Raw genomic sequence first — 17894 nt, forward strand, 5'->3', positions numbered from 1 at the left:
TTATACATAAGTTTTTTAATCAAAATATAGTGGGAGGATATTAATTGTATAAAAACTCTAAGTTATTATTTTGGACGATCGAACTACTATTATTATTCTTAGTCTTATTCGTTGGAACAAAGATATCATTCTTATTTCAACCAATTGCTATTTTAATTAGTACTTTATTCGCGCCAATACTTGTCTCAGTCTTTCTATATTTCTTATTCGCACCAATAGTTGATTTTTTAGAGCGAAAAAAAGTGCCTCGTTCAATAGGCATTCTTCTTCTTTATCTCGGATTAATCCTAATTGCTGTGGTATCTATCATTAATGTATTCCCAACCTTAACTGAACAATTTAAAGATTTAGTAAATAATATGCCAACAATTGTAAATGAAGCAACAAATAAGATTGGCCTATTAGAGAAGTGGTTAGGAAGTCAAAATTACGTTGAAATTAAAGATTTAGAAAAGAAAGTTGCAGACTATGCCCTAGTATTTATCGGTGGCATAACAGGTGGAATTGGTGCGTTTTTCAATATTTTAAGTAATGTAACGTTAATCATATTAACAGTTCCATTTATACTGTTTTATATGTTTAAAGATGGTCATAAATTTCCAGCTGCGATGTCTCGTTTTTTACCGCAAAGCTTAAGGAATGAAGCAATTCATATTGCAAACGAAACAAGCGAAACATTGGCTTCTTACATTCAAGGTCAAACGATTGTTTGTATTTTTGTTGGAATTGGAACGTTTATTGGATATAGTATTATCGGAATACCTAATGCCTTAATTTTAGCGTTAGTAGCTGCTATTACAAATATTATCCCTTACTTTGGCCCGTTTATTGGTGGAGCTCCAGCAGTGATCGTTGCGGCTCTAATTTCTCCAAAATTAGCTTTATTCGTTGTACTAATCATTGTAATTGTTCAACAAATTGATTCAAACTTAATCTCACCATATATCATGGGGAAAAAGTTAAATATTCATCCTTTAACGATTATCCTATTATTATTATTCGCTGGTAACTTTGCTGGTGTACTTGGTATGGTTTTAGCTGTGCCAACCTATGCAATTTGTAAAGTAGTGATTGTTAATATCTCTAGGATTATCAATTTAAGGCAAAAAGCGAAATTCGCAGATAAGATTATTGATGACGACATTGAAACAAATATCGAAATAAACATTAACAACGATAACGACCAAAAAGAATAAATAAGAGCAAGAATAATGAAGTTGGAGTGATATTCACTCTTAACACTTCCGTTATTCCTGCTCTTTCTTTTTACAATTTAAACGTCTCTCTTCCCTGCTCTCTATTTAAGAGCCATTCTTTCCTCCACAGGCCACCAGCATAGCCTGTTAACTTACCATTTGACCCAATAATCCGATGGCATGGAACGATGATACTTAATGGATTTCTTGCATTTGCATTCGCTACTGCTCTTACTGCCTTTGGGTTCCCTATTCGGTTAGCAATATCAGCATATGAAGCAGTTTCTCCATATTTAATTTTAACTAGTTCCCTCCACACACTTTCTTGAAAAGGAGTTCCTTTTGCAATTGATTGAATACTAAATTCCTTCCTAGTTCCATTGAAATATTCAATCAATTCATTTCCTGCATCCTTCAAAGAAGGTGGTACTGTTTTTTGAATTTCGTCATTCTCTTCTTTGACAAAATCAATATATGCTACTCCTTTTTCATTTCCAACGATCCTTAATGTACCTAACGGAGTGTCTATATAAGCTGTATCTAATTGATTCATAAATCATTCTCCTAGATTATTTATCTAAATTTGGAAAATACTCCATTGCTTCAATACATTGATTATAACCGTTTCGCTTATAAAAATTAACTCCTTGCTCGCTCGGCCAAACAATAACAAATTCGAAGTTCATTTCGCTTACCCATTTATTTACTTTGGAGATTAATTTTCCTCCAATCCCCTTCCCTCGATAATCCTTTAATGTATATACATTTGTCATGAAGGCAAAAGGATTAGTCACTCTACCAGGTCGAGGTACTTTTTGAATAAGTTCAATATAAATATGTGAAACAATTGTACCTTCTATTTCAGCAACCCATATATACCACTGTTTACTGTTCATTGCATTTAGTAAAAAATCACGACATTCACTGTAAAAGTCATTGTATTCGCTCTCTTTAATTCTTCCCGTCTGGTAATCTTCCAAAGTAAAGTCCCATCTCATCTTAATTAATTGCTCTATATCTTTTATTTCTGCCAATCTCAAATTCATTTTATCCCCCCTTAATCCTCTGTACCTAAAACATCAGTATTCGGTGGGATATAACCCATCTGTCGTGCCATCGCGACAATTTGACCTTTATGATGATATTCATGCGTGATCGTATGTACTAGCAATTTCATCGGTGTGAAAGATAATTCTTCATTATGATTTCTCCATGGAATCTTTCTAACAATTGGTTTATTTAAACGATCAACTGTCATATCCAATAATTCACTCACGAATAAATCAGCTTGTTCAAATCTTGATTTAATATCATCAAGACTAAGATTTACAATGTTTTCCTTTGGCGTAATTGGCTTTTTCGTTTTCAATAATATAAAAGATCCAATCCATGCAATATAACATTCAGCCATATGTAGTAGCGTTTCTCTTACACTTTGGACTCCGAACCCCTCTAATTTACGAGTAAAATCCTCTAGTTTTAATTCACCACAAAAATCTAATAATGCTTCACGATTTTCTTTTACCCATTGATATTCCTTCTGATTCACTACAGTCACCTCTTAATATATTGATTAATTATCTATTCTACTGAGTGGGAAAAATTACCTTTAAGTAAAATAATAAAAGGTCTGCGGATATACCCACAGACCTTGATTTCATTATACAAATAACTTCAAACTTACTTGAACAATTAATAAAACAGAAACTGAAATTAATAGTATTCTGGCTAGCTTCATTGGAACAAATTCTGCAAACCTTAACCCTACTTGATTACCAACAATTGAAGCAGCAGCCATCGTCACAGCAATTTTCCATTGGAAGTGACCTGTCATATAAAATATGATAAATGCTGATAAACAACTCCCAAAATTTAATACTCTAGCCAACTGAACTGCATTAACATAAGTAAACCCTTTTTTAATAAAATACAAGATTGCAAATGTTGAAGACCCTGGACCGAAGCCCCCGTCATAAACACCAATCCCCGTTAAGATGCCCCTATCTAGCAATGTTTGCTTTTCAACACCACTTTTATTCGTAGTTTCATAGTTCCACTTTTTACTTGCAAATGTTAGCCATAATGAACCAGCTAATAAAACTAATGCAACAATATTCATCACATGTTCATCTAACATACTTGTTACAAATGCACCAATTCCTCCACCAATGATCGAAACTAATATAAATTGAAAAATGACTGATGCCTTAAAATCTTTCTTTTTAATTGTATAAAGAATACTACTAAACGACCCCAAACCTGAGGCAAACTTATTTGTGGCAATACCCGTTTGAATAGGAATGCCAAGAAAAATCATCATCGGGAGTGTAATTAATCCTCCACCACCAGCTAATGTTCCAACTACTGCTGCACCGATTCCCAAAATAAAAAGTAATAATAGTGAGTCCATTTTCCTATCTCCCTTTTTTGCGTCTATCATTACTATACACAAAATATTCGAAAAAAGGGAAACTAAAGACCTCATTATTTGTGGTTGATTATGGAATAGCAATACTGAAGTAGCTAATTTCAAATGGAATAATGGCAAAATTGATCTAAGTTTTCTCTAATCGGATAAAAAACGGATAAAATTTGCTAGTTTCCTATAAAGAGTGGCATAAAATCCATCACAAATGAATAATACCGACGAGATACCCCACCTCAACATAAAAAGGGCTTGCCCATCTGTCAATTAACCTGACTTATGGACAGCCCTCTATGTTTAAAAAATACTCAAATTATATCGTGAAGCCAGTAACTCTAATAATTTTATACCGGCTATACTATTTCCTTTTTCATCAAGTGATGGTCCATAAACACCAATTCCAAATCGACGAGGTACCGCACCCAGAACACCGCCAGAAACACCACTTTTAGCAGGAATTCCAACTTTAATCGCAAACTCACCAGATGCATTATACATCCCACAAGTAACCATAAAAGTGTTACAAATCTTTGCTACTTTTTCAGGTATAAGCTGCGTTTTAGAAATTGGATCCCAACCATCAAGTGCAAAAATAAGTCCAATTCTTGCCAATTCTAAACAGTTTACTTCGATTGAACATTGTTTAGTATATAAATCTAATAACAATTCAACATCTTCGGTAATAATTCCATGCTCTTTCATAAAGTAACAAAGCGATCTGTTCAAGTGCGCTGTTTCAAATTCTGATGTAGCAACCTCTTTCGAATAAGAAAGATCTTTATTATCTGTTAAAACCCTCATAAAGTTTAAAAGTCGTTTAAAGCGATCTTTTATACTATGACCTTTAATCATACTTGTAACTGCCAAGGCCCCTGCATTAATCATTGGATTTAACGGCTTTCCAGCAGATCTAACTTCTAATTTTGCAATTGAATTAAACGGATCACCTGTAGGCTCCATCCCTACTCGCTCAAATACAAAATCTTCTCCACGATCCATTAATACTAAAGCTAGTGAAATTACCTTTGAAATACTTTGTAAAGTAAAACGAATGCTCGTATTACCTGCTTCAAAATGTCGTCCATCTGGCAAAAACACAGCCAACGATAAATCCTTTTTATTCGCCTTTGCAAGAGCAGGAATATAATTGGCTACTTTTCCATACTGAATAAACTCTTTTGCATCTTCAATAAGGACTTTCAATTCTTCCATATGATGAACTTCTTTTTCCTCTCGAAATCCATTCTGCGTCATAAAATCACCTGTTTATTCATTTTTAAGGGAAAGACATTCCCAAAATCACTTTATAAGAGTATGCTACAACAATTAACTCCCTACCTACTCTTCACGTTTTTCTTATCTACTTCTCCTACCAGATCTGCCCTCATTTCTTGATCTCCCTGTACTGCTTGATCTTCCAACACTTTCTGTTCTTTCCGCTCTACCTGCATTCCCCGTTCTTTCCGCTCTACCTGCATTTCTTGTTCTTTCTTCTCTACCTGCATTCCCCGGTCTTTCCGCTCTACCTGTATTTCCTGTTCTTTCCGCTCTACCTGCATTTCCCGTTCTTTCCGATCTGCCTGCATTTCCCGTTCTTTCTGCTCTACCTGCATTTCTTGTTCTTTCTTCTCTACCAGCATTCCCCGGTCTTTCCGCTCTACCTGTATTTCCTGTTCTTTCCGCTCTACCTGCATTCCCCGTTCTTTCCGCTCTACCTGCATTTCCCGTTCTTTCCGCTCTATCTGCATTTCTCGTTCTACCCGCTCTATCTGCATTTCCCGTTCTTTCCGCTCTACCTGCATTTCCCGTTCTTTCCGCTCTGCCTGCATTTCTCGATCTTTCTGCTCTACCTGCATTTCTCGATCTTTCTGGTCTACCTGCATTTTCTGTTCTATCCGCTCTGCCTGAACTTTCTCCTCTTTCCATTTCTATTCTCTTAATTGAAAGATTAAGCTCTTTTTCAATTACTCTCATTTCTTGAAAATCTTTTGGAGTAGCAAATGTAATCGCGATACCAGTATCTCCTGCACGTCCTGTTCTTCCAATTCGATGTACATAGCTTTCTGTATCCAATGGTATATCATAGTTGAATACGTGAGTAACACCTTCGACATCAATTCCTCTAGCTGCTACATCTGTTGCTACAAGATATTGTATTTTAGCTTCGCGGAACAATTTCATAACTTTTTCGCGCTTCCCTTGGGTTAAGTCTCCGTGTAGTTCTTCAGATAAAAGACCTTTTCCTTTTAGCTGTTCATTTAATTTATTTGCTCTTCTTTTTGTTCTACAAAAAATGATTGCTAGAAACGGCTCTGCTTCTTTGATTTGATTCAATAAGGCATTAAGTTTTCCGCGATCGGTTGTTTCAATAATTAATTGTTCAATTTCATCTAGTGTAATTCTTTTAGCTTTTACTTTAATAATTTCCGGCTTTTTCATGTAACGCTTTGCAAGTGATTGGATTTGATCTGGCATTGTAGCAGAAAATAATAAGGTTTGTCTTGATACAGGAGTTTGATTGATAATATCTTCTACCTCGTGTAAAAAACCAATGTGTAGCATTTGATCTGCTTCATCGAGCACTAAAAAATCAACTTTATCTAATTTTATTGTCCCTCGTCTTAAATGGTCTAAAAGTCTACCGGGTGTTGCAATAATTAAATGTGCACCAACTTTTAGTTTACGCGCTTGCTGTTCAACGTCTTGTCCACCGTACACAGCAAGTACGCCGAAATCTTCACTAACAATCCTTTTAGCCTCAGCAGTTATTTGAAGAGCCAACTCTCTTGTTGGAGCAACTACTAATGCTTGAGTATGTGGCAATTCTAAATTAATTCTTTCAAGGATTGGAAATAAGAATGCAAATGTCTTACCAGTCCCTGTTTGTGCTTGACCTATTAAATCCTTACCTTCAAATACGATTGGAATTGCCTTCTCCTGAATCGGAGTAGGCTCTGTTATCCCTAATTCAGTTAAATACTCAGTTAATTCCTCACTTAAACCTAAACTAGAAAATTTATTCATTATATTTACCTTACTTTCTATTTTCTATCATTATAAATAATAATGGTTGTTTCATATATTTACTCAAAAATGACTAATCCATTGTATCACAACGTTTATTAATCTTTTATAAATAATCCTATTTAACTGAATTAGTAAATTCAGTTAGATTTCTTCTCCATCAATTTATTTTTCTCAATCAATCGGTGAAATAATCAATACTCTGCCTATTTTATCAACGAAATATTTCTACTTTTCCAATTTCGTATTGTTTCAACACTAAAAAAATCGGTAACCAAATATTGGTTACCGATTTTTTTGTTATCCTATTACTCTAATCCAAGAGCTTGTAAAACATCATCCAATGTTTGGCTCTTATATTTTGTAGTTGCTTTTGGTGAATTGTCATTCCAAGGATTTTGCATTAGATAGTTATTGATGACATATTGCATATCTTTCTCATTAACAACACCATCATAATTAATATCTGCCGCACGCTTATTTGTACCCCAATAAGTTTGGATGTATAAAGCATCTTTCACATCGATGACATTATCTTTATTCACATCTCCTGCAGGTGCATTTTCATAATAGAGTGCTTTCGAGTAAGGTTTCACTTTCCCATTTTCTTTCAGCCCGATCGTAAAGGTTTTCTTAACAGTGAAATGTCCAGGCATATCTACCTCTAGTGTAAATGGTTTATCCGTTAACGGCAGATTAGATGTAAAATGCCAAGGGAAACCACTATTACTTCCAAACGTGTTTGGATATTCTTTTCCTGCTTCATCTGTCACTTTGACTTTTGCGCCTGCCTTTACATAATCCAATGTTGATGGCTCATCAAGTTGAGGAATCATAAATGCTTCTCCATAAACCCATGATTTCATAAAAGAGTAAGTTCGTTCCACTTGATAAGGAGGACTAATACCAAAAGAGGATTTCGTTTCGCTATCCGTATTTGTGTACGATACATTGAACTGTTCTAAACCTAGGCTTACACTGTCAGAGTCATCTTTCACTTTGTATGTTATATCTACCATTGGAACTTTTCCAGAAACCCCTGTTTGAGCTGCATCACCAATTAATGTTGCAGCAATATCTGTTCTTTTTACCATTTTTCCGTCTACTTCTACATCTGTATTCACTGTCTGAATATCTACTTTTCCTTTCAATGTTGCATTTGGTTTAATACTTACCAACTCAGCATTTGATAAGCTTCGATCGAAAAATGAATACACGGCTTGCTTCATATTTGCCATATTGTTCATGGAAAGGGTAACTGTCACCGTTTCGCCCGCTTTTACTGTTTGTTTATCAGCGATAGCTGTTCCGTACGGTGTACCTTGTTTCACGTAGTATAGGGATTTATGGCCATAATAGTTTTGTACTGTTGCCATGTTTTCCGCATACATATCCACTTTAAACGGTTGGATTGTCTTGTTCAGCGGGATTTGTGCTGTAAACTTGCCGTCACTGTTCACCGGAATCGAAACAGTCCCCCCTCCTAATAGTTTACTAGGAACTGAATAGAAAACTTTATTATTTCCCTGAGAAGCATTGATACCGCCGGTTTTCATCTCGTCCACATCAGGATCATAGACTGAACCTGTTAACGATACAACTTGCTGATCAGGGCTATATTCATAGATACCAGATTCCGAGCTTAGATTGAGTGTAGGCTGGGTAACGCTATAGTAAACAGGAGCATCTGCGCTGAACGTTTTTCCTTTATCATTTGTTCCTACGAGCTTGATTTTGTATAATCCTGGTGCAGTTTGTTCCTTATCATATGCAATTGGTTGATCTGAATTTCCCGTTAATGGATAATAAAAACCTTCGTTCATTGCACCTCTTAAATAATATTCAATATTCTCATCCGCACCCATGCCGTCCAAAGTGCCAAGGAAGCCAATTTCTTTGTTCGTTTTCGGATCGACAAGGAATAAATCCATCGTACGCATATGAGAATTTAATTGGAAGTTAAGACCGATTGACCATCTTATTCCGTTATACCCCGCCTCTACCGCAGTCGTAAATGTAGGTGGATTTCCCGCAACATGGTCAATTCCTTCTTTTACCGTATGAATCGCAAATGGAATTTTATATGTTTCATTAGGATCCTTTTGGTTTGTATAGACTACATAACCTTCATACGTTCCTAGCTTCGCATTTTTAGGAACGTTGATCGTAGCATCCATATTAGCAATGCCATATCGCTTCACTTTTACAGATGATTTAACATCTAATGTAACTCCATTTGCAGCAGCATCTTGGTCTGCTCTAGAGTCATTTGTGAAACGACCATCCAATTTTTGGAATTGAACCTTTACATCATAGGTTTTATCTACTGAGCTTTTATTAAATAAAGTCATAGAACGTTGATCTGTAAGATCCTTACCAGTAACAGCTTGTTCTCCAAAACTTAATGCACCAGTAATGTTTTTAATTTGTTTAATTCCCTTACTTGCTAAAGTAGTTGCCCCATTATTACTTGCATTATCTTTTACAGTTGAAGTTTTGTCTTTTACTTGAATTTCCGTCTGAGCATGAACAGCATCATAAGGGTTTACACGTCCTGCACCAACTTCATATACACTGTATTTATCAGATAATGGATCTGCTGTATTCATAAGTGTTGCTTTAATATCTGAAGGAGACATATCTGGGTGAGCTTGCTTTAACAATGCTGCTACCCCAACAACGTTAGGAGTTGCCATTGATGTTCCAGATAAACGCTCATATGCGTATTGATAGTTCCCAATTTGATCTGCTCCATGCATATAAGAAGGAACAGTAGAGAAAACAGATACACCAGGTGCTGTTACTTCAGGTTTAATATCATATAACACACGAGATGGACCACGTGAGCTGAATGGCGCTAATTTATCGCCCACAGTCACTGTTTGTTTCATATTACTAAAAGTAAAGTCTAAAGGTATACCAGCTGATGCACCTAAAGGTAATTTAGCAGCTAATGCTCTCCCTTGTGCGTTACTCAGTAAAAATGTTGGAAGTAAGCCGTAAGCATCTCCAAGGTATACATCACCTAAAGGAACATCTGCATCATATAATACTACTGCTTTTGCTCCATGTGACTTAGCAGTGGCAATGATTTGAGTAATTCCATAGCTACCTCGTTGCGCAAGAACAACTTTTTCCTTTACATCGATTGGTACAGAATTTCCATTTCCATCACGCTTAAAATAACTAGGCTCACCACCAAATGATACATTCACCATTTGCAAAGTTTGTCCTTCAAAATCTGCTACGTTATCAGTTAAACCTTGGGCAGCTAGCTTTAAATCCACCGGTATATCACCTGTTGAAGGATGTAATGCACCTGAAAAACTTGGAATTGTAACAGATGTGTCACTTGCACCTACTGTAATTGCTAAAGGAGCATTACCAGGAGCACCAAGTGAGTACATTCTATCTCCAGAGTTTCCTGCTGCAACAATCACTGTTACTCCTGAAAGTACAGCATTGTTTACGGCAATACTCGTTGGATATAATGGATCATTGTAATTTGCTCCAAGTGACATATTAATAATGTCCATTCCGTCTGATACTGCTTTATCGATACCTGCTAAAATAGCTGAAGTAGAACCTGAACCATAAGGACCTAAAACACGATAAGAATAAATATCAGCTTCAGGTGCAACGCCTTCTACAGAAAAATCTGCATTGTTTTTCGCTTGTCCAGCAATAATTCCAGCCACGTGTGTACCATGCTCAGTGTAGTAAGCCTCTCCGTTTGTAGCCAATTCAGGTTGACCAGACTTCTTCCAATCTGCATATGACGTTTCCATCGGGTCACTGTCATTATCGACGAAATCATAACCACCTTTATATGCACCTTTTAAATCTGGGTGGTTATAATCAATTCCAGTATCAATAATACCAACTTTTACACCTTTTCCCGTAAAGCCCTCTTGATGAAGCTTTTCAACGCCAGGGAATGTAACCATCGTATGAGTTGCAGCTTTCGCTTCTGAAGTTGATGATTCACTGATCGACGGTGGCTCTACTTGAACCTGTATATCACTCCAAACAGCTTTTACTGCACTAGATTTAAGTAGCGACTTTACTTTGTTAGCTGGTAGAGTCATAGATACTCCGTTAAATGCTTTTTTATATGATCTTTTAATTGAATATGGATTTTTCTTTGCTTTTAATTCACTGCTAAAAATTGTTTTTAAGTCTTTTTGGAACGTTTCGTGTGAAGCATCCACTTTTTCTTTTGCAGCTTCTGATGTTAGATTTACTCCATCCGATTCTGCTTCTAAAACTGCAGTCTGCTGAGGCTTGTCCTTAAACTCGACAATGATAGAAGTAAGCTTGTCACTTGTTTGATCGACATCAGGAGACAATTGAAGTCCCTCTTTGTCACTTAGCTTCAATTGCTTGATCGCCTCACGTTGCTGAGGAGTAAGTTGTGCTAGTACTTGCTCAATCTTTGAAGTTGCTTGTGCATGAACTTGTTGTGAAAAGGAACCTGGTGTCATTGTAGTACTGATAAGTCCTGTTGTTAATGCTAATGTTGAAACATTTCTAAACATTTTCTTTTTCAACTACTTTCCCTACTTTCTTTTCTTAATAAGTTCATTATAATGAAACTTGACATGTTTTATTTTTTTGAAAATTATGTCAAATTATATTTTTTTTAAATTTATTATGTTTTAATTCTCTTCTTCAAATAAAATAGAATAGCACTATGCAAAGTTGCGCATGGAGCTCTCCTTAATACCATTAATACTTAATAGCTGTATATACTTATCTATTTGGTCAGAAGTCGCGTGATCCTTATACCTCCAATAAATTAGAAGACATTTATTGAATCTTTCTATATTGCCTATTTGATTTGCTGTATATGCTACATCCAGTAATTCATCTAAGCCATTTGGTAGCTGTAGGCTTTCACACTGATAAAAAGCATATGCATAACGAAAATCCAAATGCACCTTCTGTTTTAACCATGGTTCGGCATCTATTATCAATTCTTCAATTGTATGTTGATATAAATCTAGCATTCTTTTAGCATCATCTAATCGATTCAAGCGAATAAAAGCTTCAAGTACCTTTGGTAATCCAACATATACATCTTCTCTATCTTCTAGCCAACTAAGATATTGATCTACATACTCAAGCTGTCCGTAATCCAAATAAGAAGCAAGTCGATTACCTATAGCTAAATCAGCAAAATAATCATTTACCCCCGCATATTGTTCTGTAAGTTCTATTATTTCTTCTAATGAGCCCCCAAGGCGTGCAAGTGCAAAGCTTTTATACATAAGTGCTCTTCCATAATACTCTCCATCTTTAACCAATTTCCTTAATCTCTCAGCGTAATAAAGCACCTCATCCCATTGCTCGCGCCTATAATAGAAAGCTGAAATCCATAGATAAGCTTCCATTCTAACTTTTTTCGGCATGCAATAAAGATACTCCAACACATATGTCAATGCGTGATGACCATCTTCTGTCATTCTTAAAATATAAAAGCGCCTATAATAACTAATTGCCAACAGTTCTAAAACGTCCTTCGAATCACATTTAATAATAATCTCGTACAAAAACAAAGCTTTTTCTTCTTTTCCAGCTTTAAAAAGCTCCTCTGCGACGAAAAAAATGTAATTCAAATAACTGATTTGAATCGTAACTGATTTTTCAGTTGTCATAACATGTAACAGATTTTGACAATGTTCCTCGTAACCATTAGTAAAGCATTTGAATAAAAACTGTACACTTTTACGCTTATCCAAAATTTGTTCTTCATTAAAACACTCTTCATAAAAATATGAATAAAGTGCGCCTTCCTCCAACCCAATAGCTTCTGAAATGGCATCCAAATATTTTAGTGTGAGCGAGCGTTTATGATTGAAAATACGACTTATTTCACTAATATGAATACCTGACTCCTGAGCCAAATCAGTTTTTGTCCAGCCTTTCTCTAGGCATATACATTGAATTTCTTTAAATAGAGCTGCGTTCATTCTTCTCACCTACTAATTATTTTCATAATGCTTCTGATTTTTCTTTTCATTAAAAAATCATAATTATTCAATCTGTAAGATTACATTTTCATTATAACGAGACTTGATATAATTTCATTTCTGACAAATCTAGTCAATTCGTATTTAATCGTTAATAACATTTGAGTACTAAGTATCGAAAAGGGCTATTCGTCAAATAATGACTTATAGAAAACCCCATTAATTAGTTAAAATAATATGAATCTACTTTAAGACGTTATAGATACATACGAGATTATTGCAAGAAACCTGAGCATTAAAAAACTCTTTAACTGAAATACTAGAGATATGATCCTTTTCTACTTGTTAAATAATAAAAAAGGTAAGCATATGCTCTGCAAAGAATAGTTAATACAGTAAATAAAGGAGCTGATTAAATGAATGGAGTTTTAGATATTGTAATTTTTTGTAAAGACACAAACTCTTCTAAAAACTGGTATGAAAAAGTTGGATTTGAATATTTAAGAGGTCACGATGGTATGTATTGGTTTAAAGCAGGGAATGGCGAGCTAATGCTCCATCCTACAGATACCCAATCCAATACTGATGCAGTCTTTCAATTAGTCGTAAATGAAGTCGATCCACTATTTGAAAGTGTAAAGGAAAAAGAATTGACGCCATTAGATTTCTCAAATGGAGAAAAAGTCATCACAGAACCTACTGTTCAACCATGGGGCTATAAGGAATTTTGCTTAAGAGATCCAGACGGTTACATATGGGCATTTGTTCAAAAATCATAATTAAAGTGGTTTCTAAACAGTTCCAATAAACGAAGAAAATCCACAAGGGAATTTATTTTCCTAGTGGATTTTCTTTGTTTTTTATTAAGTTTACGTTCACATGATCACTACTTTGAAATATTCACTTCTTTTTTTAAAAGCCTCCCTTGCTTTCTATACATAGAAAACGTTGACCAATTTGCAATGAATACTCCAGATAAGATTAGTATGCCACCAATCGCCATAATTGGTTTGATCGGTTCGTCCATTACGAAATAACCTAAGACAGTTGCAATTAATGGTGATACATAAAGCCATGTTGAGGGGAAGACCGGGTTCGTTTTAGATAATAACCAACTGTATAATCCGTGTCCCCCTATTGAACCTATAAATACAAGATACAATATTGGCCACCCGGCCTCCCAAGAACTTAAACTTGCAATTTTCGGTTTTTCCAATAAAAACGAAAATAATAGTAGAAATATTCCACCATATAACATTTGAAAAGCATTAATTAAAAATGGCGATACAGTATTGTATTCTGTTAATATTTCTTTTGAGGAAATCGAGCCCAATCCGTAAAAAGCTTCTCCTAATAATACTGCGATACAAGCAACAACCCATAGGTAAGAGACATGCTGACTTATACCAGGTAAACAGACAAAAATCACACCTGCAAAAGCCATTAATAACGCAATTAGTTGTTTACGCTCAATCCCCTTATTATTTCTCCTTAATTGGAAAAGTAATATCATCATTGGACCAGTTGCAGACAAAACTGCGGCTAATCCCGATGTTATATATTGCTCAGCCCAATATAATGTTGAAAATGTCATAAAAGTTAAGCAAAATCCAATATACATAATTCGTTTTGAAAAAATAAATTTCTTTATATTTACCCCTTTAAGAAGGAAATATAAAATGACAATCAGTCCCGCTAATGTAAATCGAATGCCGGCTGAAAATAAAGGCGAAACTCCTGACTCAATTCCGAATTTTATTGCTAGAAAAGTTGTACCGAAAATAATGCAAATAAAAATATAATTAATAATAATCATCTCATCACCCCTTTGATAAAAGTATTATATTAAAGTCGGAGTATAACAGTATAATAGAGCATATAACAGTTAGCTCTGTTTCCATTGACGATTGATCTTTTTTTAATTAATTTATAACTAAAACACTAGTGGTGATATATGAAAATTCAAATCCATAAAAAATCAACAGTTCCGATTTATCTCCAAGTAAGCAATCAAATTGCAGGTAGCATTCAAAGTGGTCTACTTTTACCTAACGAAAAATTACCATCTTTACGGAAATTGGCAGAGGAACTTTCAATAAGCCTTTTAACTGTTAGAAAGGCTTATAAATGGTTAGAGACAAACGGCTATGTCACAGTGGAGCCAGGTAAAGGAGTATTTATTAGTAGGAAAGTAAAAAAAACATCACAAGTCGATTCAAGCAATAACTGGCAACAGACTTTAGGAATCAATATTGTAAGATCCCAATATTTAATAAATAGAGAACAGTTAAAATATGATTTTTCAAAGGCAGTTGTGTATCCACGTCTGCTTCCTAATAAATTTTTAGCGGATGAAATGCAAAAACTATTAAGAGATGACCCTTCTATATTAACAACCTACGGACCTGTTCAAGGAGATAATGAATTAAGAACGGAAATTGTTAAACATTTATATGAATTTCAAAAAATACGATCTAAAGCTGAAAATCTAATTATTACAAGCGGCGTTCAGCAAGGAATTGACTTAGTAGCACAAGTACTATTAAAACCAGGGGATTCAATTATAGTCGAGAGTCCATGCTATGGTGGTGCACTTGATATTTTTATAAATAAGGGGATTCATATAATACCTGTCGAGATGGATGAAGAGGGAATTCGATCAGACTTAATTGAAGATATGTGTATTAAATTTACACCAAAATTAATTTATGTTAACCCGACCTTTCAAAATCCAACTGGAATCTCAATGAGTAATGGTCGTAGAAAAGAATTAATTGATCTAGCACAACAGTATCATTTTTTTATTCTTGAAGACGATTCATTTAGTGATATTTATTTCGAAAAAGCATTTCAATATTACCCAATTAAGTATTATGATCAATCAAATCACGTCATCTACATTAAAGGATTTAGTAAAACTTTAGCACCCGGAGTTAGAATTGCTGCAATGCTGGCAAATGGACCGGTTCTGGAATGGCTACTTGCAGTTAAAGCTTCAATGGATGTGGGTAGCCCTTTACTAACACAAAAAGCGATTTTACCATTTCTACGAACTAATCGAATGCGAAGTCATGTTGAAAAACTACGAATCGCTCTACAAATTCGGCGTGATACAAGTGTTGAAATACTTTCATCTCTTAATGATCAATTAAATTTTCGGATACCTGATGGCGGCTTTAATTTGTGGCTTACATTTCATGAATCCAATCTAGATATTTTTAGTTTATTAAGAAAAGCTAATCATGAAAATATCTCATTCTTACCTGGCGTAGCTTGTTTTAACAACAATACAGATCTTTCTTCATTTCGGATTAGTTACTCACTAGTTAGCGAAAATGATTTAGCCGAGGGGTTAGAGAAACTACGCAATATAATTAAACAAATATAAAACTATTGTATAGGAAGGTCATTTAGAACAAGATGCTTAATTTTAAAAAAATAAACTTATTACCACTCGTCATAACCATGCCAGCAATGATAATCGGAGTACTTGCTATGATCGATAACCAAGTATCTCCGTCCATTTACGGTCAAAATATTTTTATTGCTATTGTAGGAGGAATAATCTCCTTTTTAGTACTGTTTAGAGATCAGAAATCCACCAAGAAAAAGACAAATATCATTGTCATTACATGCATACTCATATTATTTTTACTTACCTTTTTGGACAAAGGATTACATGGTGTACATCGCTGGATAGCAATTGGCCCATTAAGATTTAATATCGCTTTAGTTTTAGTTCCATTATTAATAATACAACTAGCAAATTTAATGAAATCAAAACCATTTTGGGTTACTTTTGGATTTGCATTATTCTTTACAGTATTGTTACTTTTTCAACCTGATGCATCTCAACTAACTGCTTTTACGATCTCTATCTCATTTTTATTACTAAATCTGAAAAAAAGTAAAAGCGTTCAAATACTCCTATTAATTGTTTTTATACTTTTAATTGTCTTCAGCTGGTCTCATTTAGATCAACTTGCCCCAGTTTCTTATGTTGAAGACATTTTAAGTTTAGTAAAGGAAATGGGAATCGGATGGCTAGTCTTAGCGGTAATCTCACTTTTTATTTTACCAATGCCATTTTTCTTATTTCCGCCAACCAGTGCAAAACCATTATCGTTTAGTTTAGGGATCTATTTTTCGATTAGTATTCTTTCAAGCTTTTTTGGAAACTTCCCGGTACCGATAATGGGTTATGGAACATCTCCTTTTATCGGTTACTTAATTGCTATTTCTTGGTATGTATATAATAAAAAATGAACCACTAAATTGGTTCATTTTTTATTTTCCTCACCAATGAGATGGTCTTTTAAGTGTTGCTGGAATTCTGGTATGATAATCTCCCTTTGCTGAGTTAATTTGAGCTTGAGTAAGAAATATACTTCCTGTAAGGTCCGCTCCACTCAAATTTGCATCACGTAAGTCTGCTCCGATTAGATCAGAACCTCTTAAATCGGCTCCCTTTAAATCAGCAGCAATTAGATAGGCCCCTCTTAAGTTAGCTCCGATTAAATTCGCATCCTTTAATTTAGCACCAATAAAGTCTAAAGCTCTATCAGTAGCTTTTTGACGCTTCTTATTGTTGTTAAATTTTTTCAAAGCCACGGTCCTTGCTTGCTCACTAGCACGTAAAAGTAAAGAGTTAACTTTCGCACGGTGGGCTATGATATCTAAGTTTAGTATTAGTTTAGGGTCCATAAGTGTTAATTTTTCTGTTTCTTCTAAAATTGCTTTTATTTCATTATGAATCTCACTTGCAGCACTAATCATCAAACTTTCATTTAAATACCAAAGCATTTCATGCAGTTGCTTCATAATTGGAAATACTTCGTACATCTCATTAGCCAATTCAGGATTTTGTCGCCAGTCTTTTCCATTAAAGGTTACTTGTGATACTTTTTGTCCGGCTCCAAAGCAATCAAAAACAGTACAGCCTTTGAAACCTAACTCTCTTAAATTCTTGTGAACTCCGCAACGAAAGTCCGATTGTAAATTATGACAAGGCTTGCCCGCAATTTTATCATTAGCAAAATCAGCCGAAGCAGCAAAAGGTAATGCAACACAGCATAGACCAAAGCAACTCTCACAGTCCGCTTTTAAATTTTTATAACGCTCGTTTACTAATCCAATATTTTCAATTTTACTAGTCACTCTTGAGCCCCCTTCCCACCATATATAAACGAATAATATTTTTTATCGTAACATCGTAATTTTTTTTGGTCAAACATAGAATTACAGCTTATTAAGTGCGACTTTCAACATTAATTAAGC

At 34.8% G+C, this 17894-nt stretch carries 14 protein-coding genes; 4 read left to right on the top strand and 10 right to left on the bottom strand.

Features of this window, described 5'->3' with window-relative positions:
* The first annotated feature begins 44 nt into the window (after positions 1-44).
* Positions 45-1196 (top strand): AI-2E family transporter, encoded by a 1152-nt coding sequence (locus EP747_RS18220; protein WP_129691507.1) that lies wholly within the window; start codon positions 45-47, stop codon positions 1194-1196.
* Between the two features lie 70 nt (positions 1197-1266).
* Here EP747_RS18220 and EP747_RS18225 read toward each other — a convergent pair whose 3' ends face one another.
* The 8 genes from EP747_RS18225 to EP747_RS18260 form a co-directional block, all read right to left on the bottom strand.
* The gene (locus EP747_RS18225; RefSeq protein ID WP_129691508.1) at positions 1267-1749 is read right to left on the bottom strand and encodes a methylated-DNA--[protein]-cysteine S-methyltransferase; all 483 of its coding nucleotides are present in this window, start codon (positions 1747-1749) and stop codon (positions 1267-1269) included.
* Positions 1750-1765: 16 nt separating this feature from the next.
* Positions 1766-2242, bottom strand: coding sequence for a GNAT family N-acetyltransferase (locus tag EP747_RS18230; RefSeq protein ID WP_129691509.1), 477 nt, complete (start codon positions 2240-2242; stop codon positions 1766-1768).
* 11 nt (positions 2243-2253) lie between these two features.
* Positions 2254-2745, bottom strand: coding sequence for a DinB family protein (locus tag EP747_RS18235; protein ID WP_129691510.1), 492 nt, complete (start codon positions 2743-2745; stop codon positions 2254-2256).
* Between the two features lie 111 nt (positions 2746-2856).
* A complete protein-coding gene (locus EP747_RS18240; RefSeq protein WP_129691511.1) occupies positions 2857-3606 on the bottom strand; it encodes a sulfite exporter TauE/SafE family protein in 750 nt (249 codons plus the stop codon).
* Positions 3607-3918: 312 nt separating this feature from the next.
* Positions 3919-4875, bottom strand: a complete 957-nt coding sequence (gene glsA / locus EP747_RS18245) for a glutaminase A (protein ID WP_129691512.1) — start codon at positions 4873-4875, stop codon at positions 3919-3921.
* 102 nt (positions 4876-4977) lie between these two features.
* Positions 4978-6645 carry a DEAD/DEAH box helicase gene (locus tag EP747_RS18250; protein WP_129691513.1) on the bottom strand — a complete coding sequence of 556 codons (1668 nt, stop codon included), beginning with the start codon at positions 6643-6645 and terminating at the stop codon, positions 4978-4980.
* A 308-nt stretch (positions 6646-6953) separates the two neighbouring features.
* A complete protein-coding gene (locus tag EP747_RS18255) occupies positions 6954-11195 on the bottom strand; it encodes a S8 family serine peptidase (protein WP_129691514.1) in 4242 nt (1413 codons plus the stop codon).
* A gap of 141 nt (positions 11196-11336) precedes the next feature.
* Positions 11337-12617: a helix-turn-helix domain-containing protein gene (locus EP747_RS18260; protein WP_129691515.1), complete on the bottom strand. Its 1281-nt coding sequence runs from the start codon at positions 12615-12617 to the stop codon at positions 11337-11339.
* A 416-nt stretch (positions 12618-13033) separates the two neighbouring features.
* On the opposite strand from EP747_RS18260, the gene EP747_RS18265 reads away from it, so the two are divergent.
* The gene (locus EP747_RS18265) at positions 13034-13396 is read left to right on the top strand and encodes a VOC family protein (protein WP_129691516.1); all 363 of its coding nucleotides are present in this window, start codon (positions 13034-13036) and stop codon (positions 13394-13396) included.
* Between the two features lie 107 nt (positions 13397-13503).
* Here EP747_RS18265 and EP747_RS18270 read toward each other — a convergent pair whose 3' ends face one another.
* Positions 13504-14433 carry a DMT family transporter gene (locus EP747_RS18270; RefSeq protein ID WP_129691517.1) on the bottom strand — a complete coding sequence of 310 codons (930 nt, stop codon included), beginning with the start codon at positions 14431-14433 and terminating at the stop codon, positions 13504-13506.
* 138 nt (positions 14434-14571) lie between these two features.
* Here EP747_RS18270 and EP747_RS18275 point away from each other — a divergent pair, with 138 nt between their 5' ends.
* Together EP747_RS18275 and EP747_RS18280 are read left to right on the top strand one after the other, a co-directional pair.
* Positions 14572-16005 carry a PLP-dependent aminotransferase family protein gene (locus EP747_RS18275; protein WP_129691518.1) on the top strand — a complete coding sequence of 478 codons (1434 nt, stop codon included), beginning with the start codon at positions 14572-14574 and terminating at the stop codon, positions 16003-16005.
* Positions 16006-16037: 32 nt separating this feature from the next.
* A complete protein-coding gene (locus EP747_RS18280; RefSeq protein ID WP_129691519.1) occupies positions 16038-16883 on the top strand; it encodes an FtsW/RodA/SpoVE family cell cycle protein in 846 nt (281 codons plus the stop codon).
* A gap of 30 nt (positions 16884-16913) precedes the next feature.
* On the opposite strand, the gene EP747_RS18285 is transcribed toward EP747_RS18280, so the two are convergent.
* On the bottom strand, positions 16914-17774 hold the full coding sequence (locus EP747_RS18285) for a pentapeptide repeat-containing protein (RefSeq protein ID WP_129691520.1): 861 nt from the start codon (positions 17772-17774) through the stop codon (positions 16914-16916).
* Positions 17775-17894 lie beyond the last annotated feature (120 nt).

Source organism: Gottfriedia acidiceleris, from assembly GCF_004138285.1.
Taxonomy (GTDB): Bacteria; Bacillota; Bacilli; order Bacillales; family Bacillaceae_G; genus Gottfriedia; species Gottfriedia acidiceleris_A.

What these genes read in the sequence shown, in the direction of transcription:
- EP747_RS18225 (WP_129691508.1), bottom strand. Translation starts at nt 1,749, where the DNA reads ATGAATCAATTAGATACAGCTTATATAGACACTCCGTTAGGTACATTA.
- EP747_RS18230 (WP_129691509.1), bottom strand. Translation starts at nt 2,242, where the DNA reads ATGAATTTGAGATTGGCAGAAATAAAAGATATAGAGCAATTAATTAAG.
- EP747_RS18240 (WP_129691511.1), bottom strand. Translation starts at nt 3,606, where the DNA reads ATGGACTCACTATTATTACTTTTTATTTTGGGAATCGGTGCAGCAGTA.
- glsA (WP_129691512.1), bottom strand. Translation starts at nt 4,875, where the DNA reads ATGACGCAGAATGGATTTCGAGAGGAAAAAGAAGTTCATCATATGGAA.
- EP747_RS18250 (WP_129691513.1), bottom strand. Translation starts at nt 6,645, where the DNA reads ATGAATAAATTTTCTAGTTTAGGTTTAAGTGAGGAATTAACTGAGTAT.
- EP747_RS18260 (WP_129691515.1), bottom strand. Translation starts at nt 12,617, where the DNA reads ATGAACGCAGCTCTATTTAAAGAAATTCAATGTATATGCCTAGAGAAA.
- EP747_RS18265 (WP_129691516.1), top strand. Translation starts at nt 13,034, where the DNA reads ATGAATGGAGTTTTAGATATTGTAATTTTTTGTAAAGACACAAACTCT.
- EP747_RS18270 (WP_129691517.1), bottom strand. Translation starts at nt 14,433, where the DNA reads ATGATTATTATTAATTATATTTTTATTTGCATTATTTTCGGTACAACT.
- EP747_RS18275 (WP_129691518.1), top strand. Translation starts at nt 14,572, where the DNA reads ATGAAAATTCAAATCCATAAAAAATCAACAGTTCCGATTTATCTCCAA.
- EP747_RS18280 (WP_129691519.1), top strand. Translation starts at nt 16,038, where the DNA reads ATGCTTAATTTTAAAAAAATAAACTTATTACCACTCGTCATAACCATG.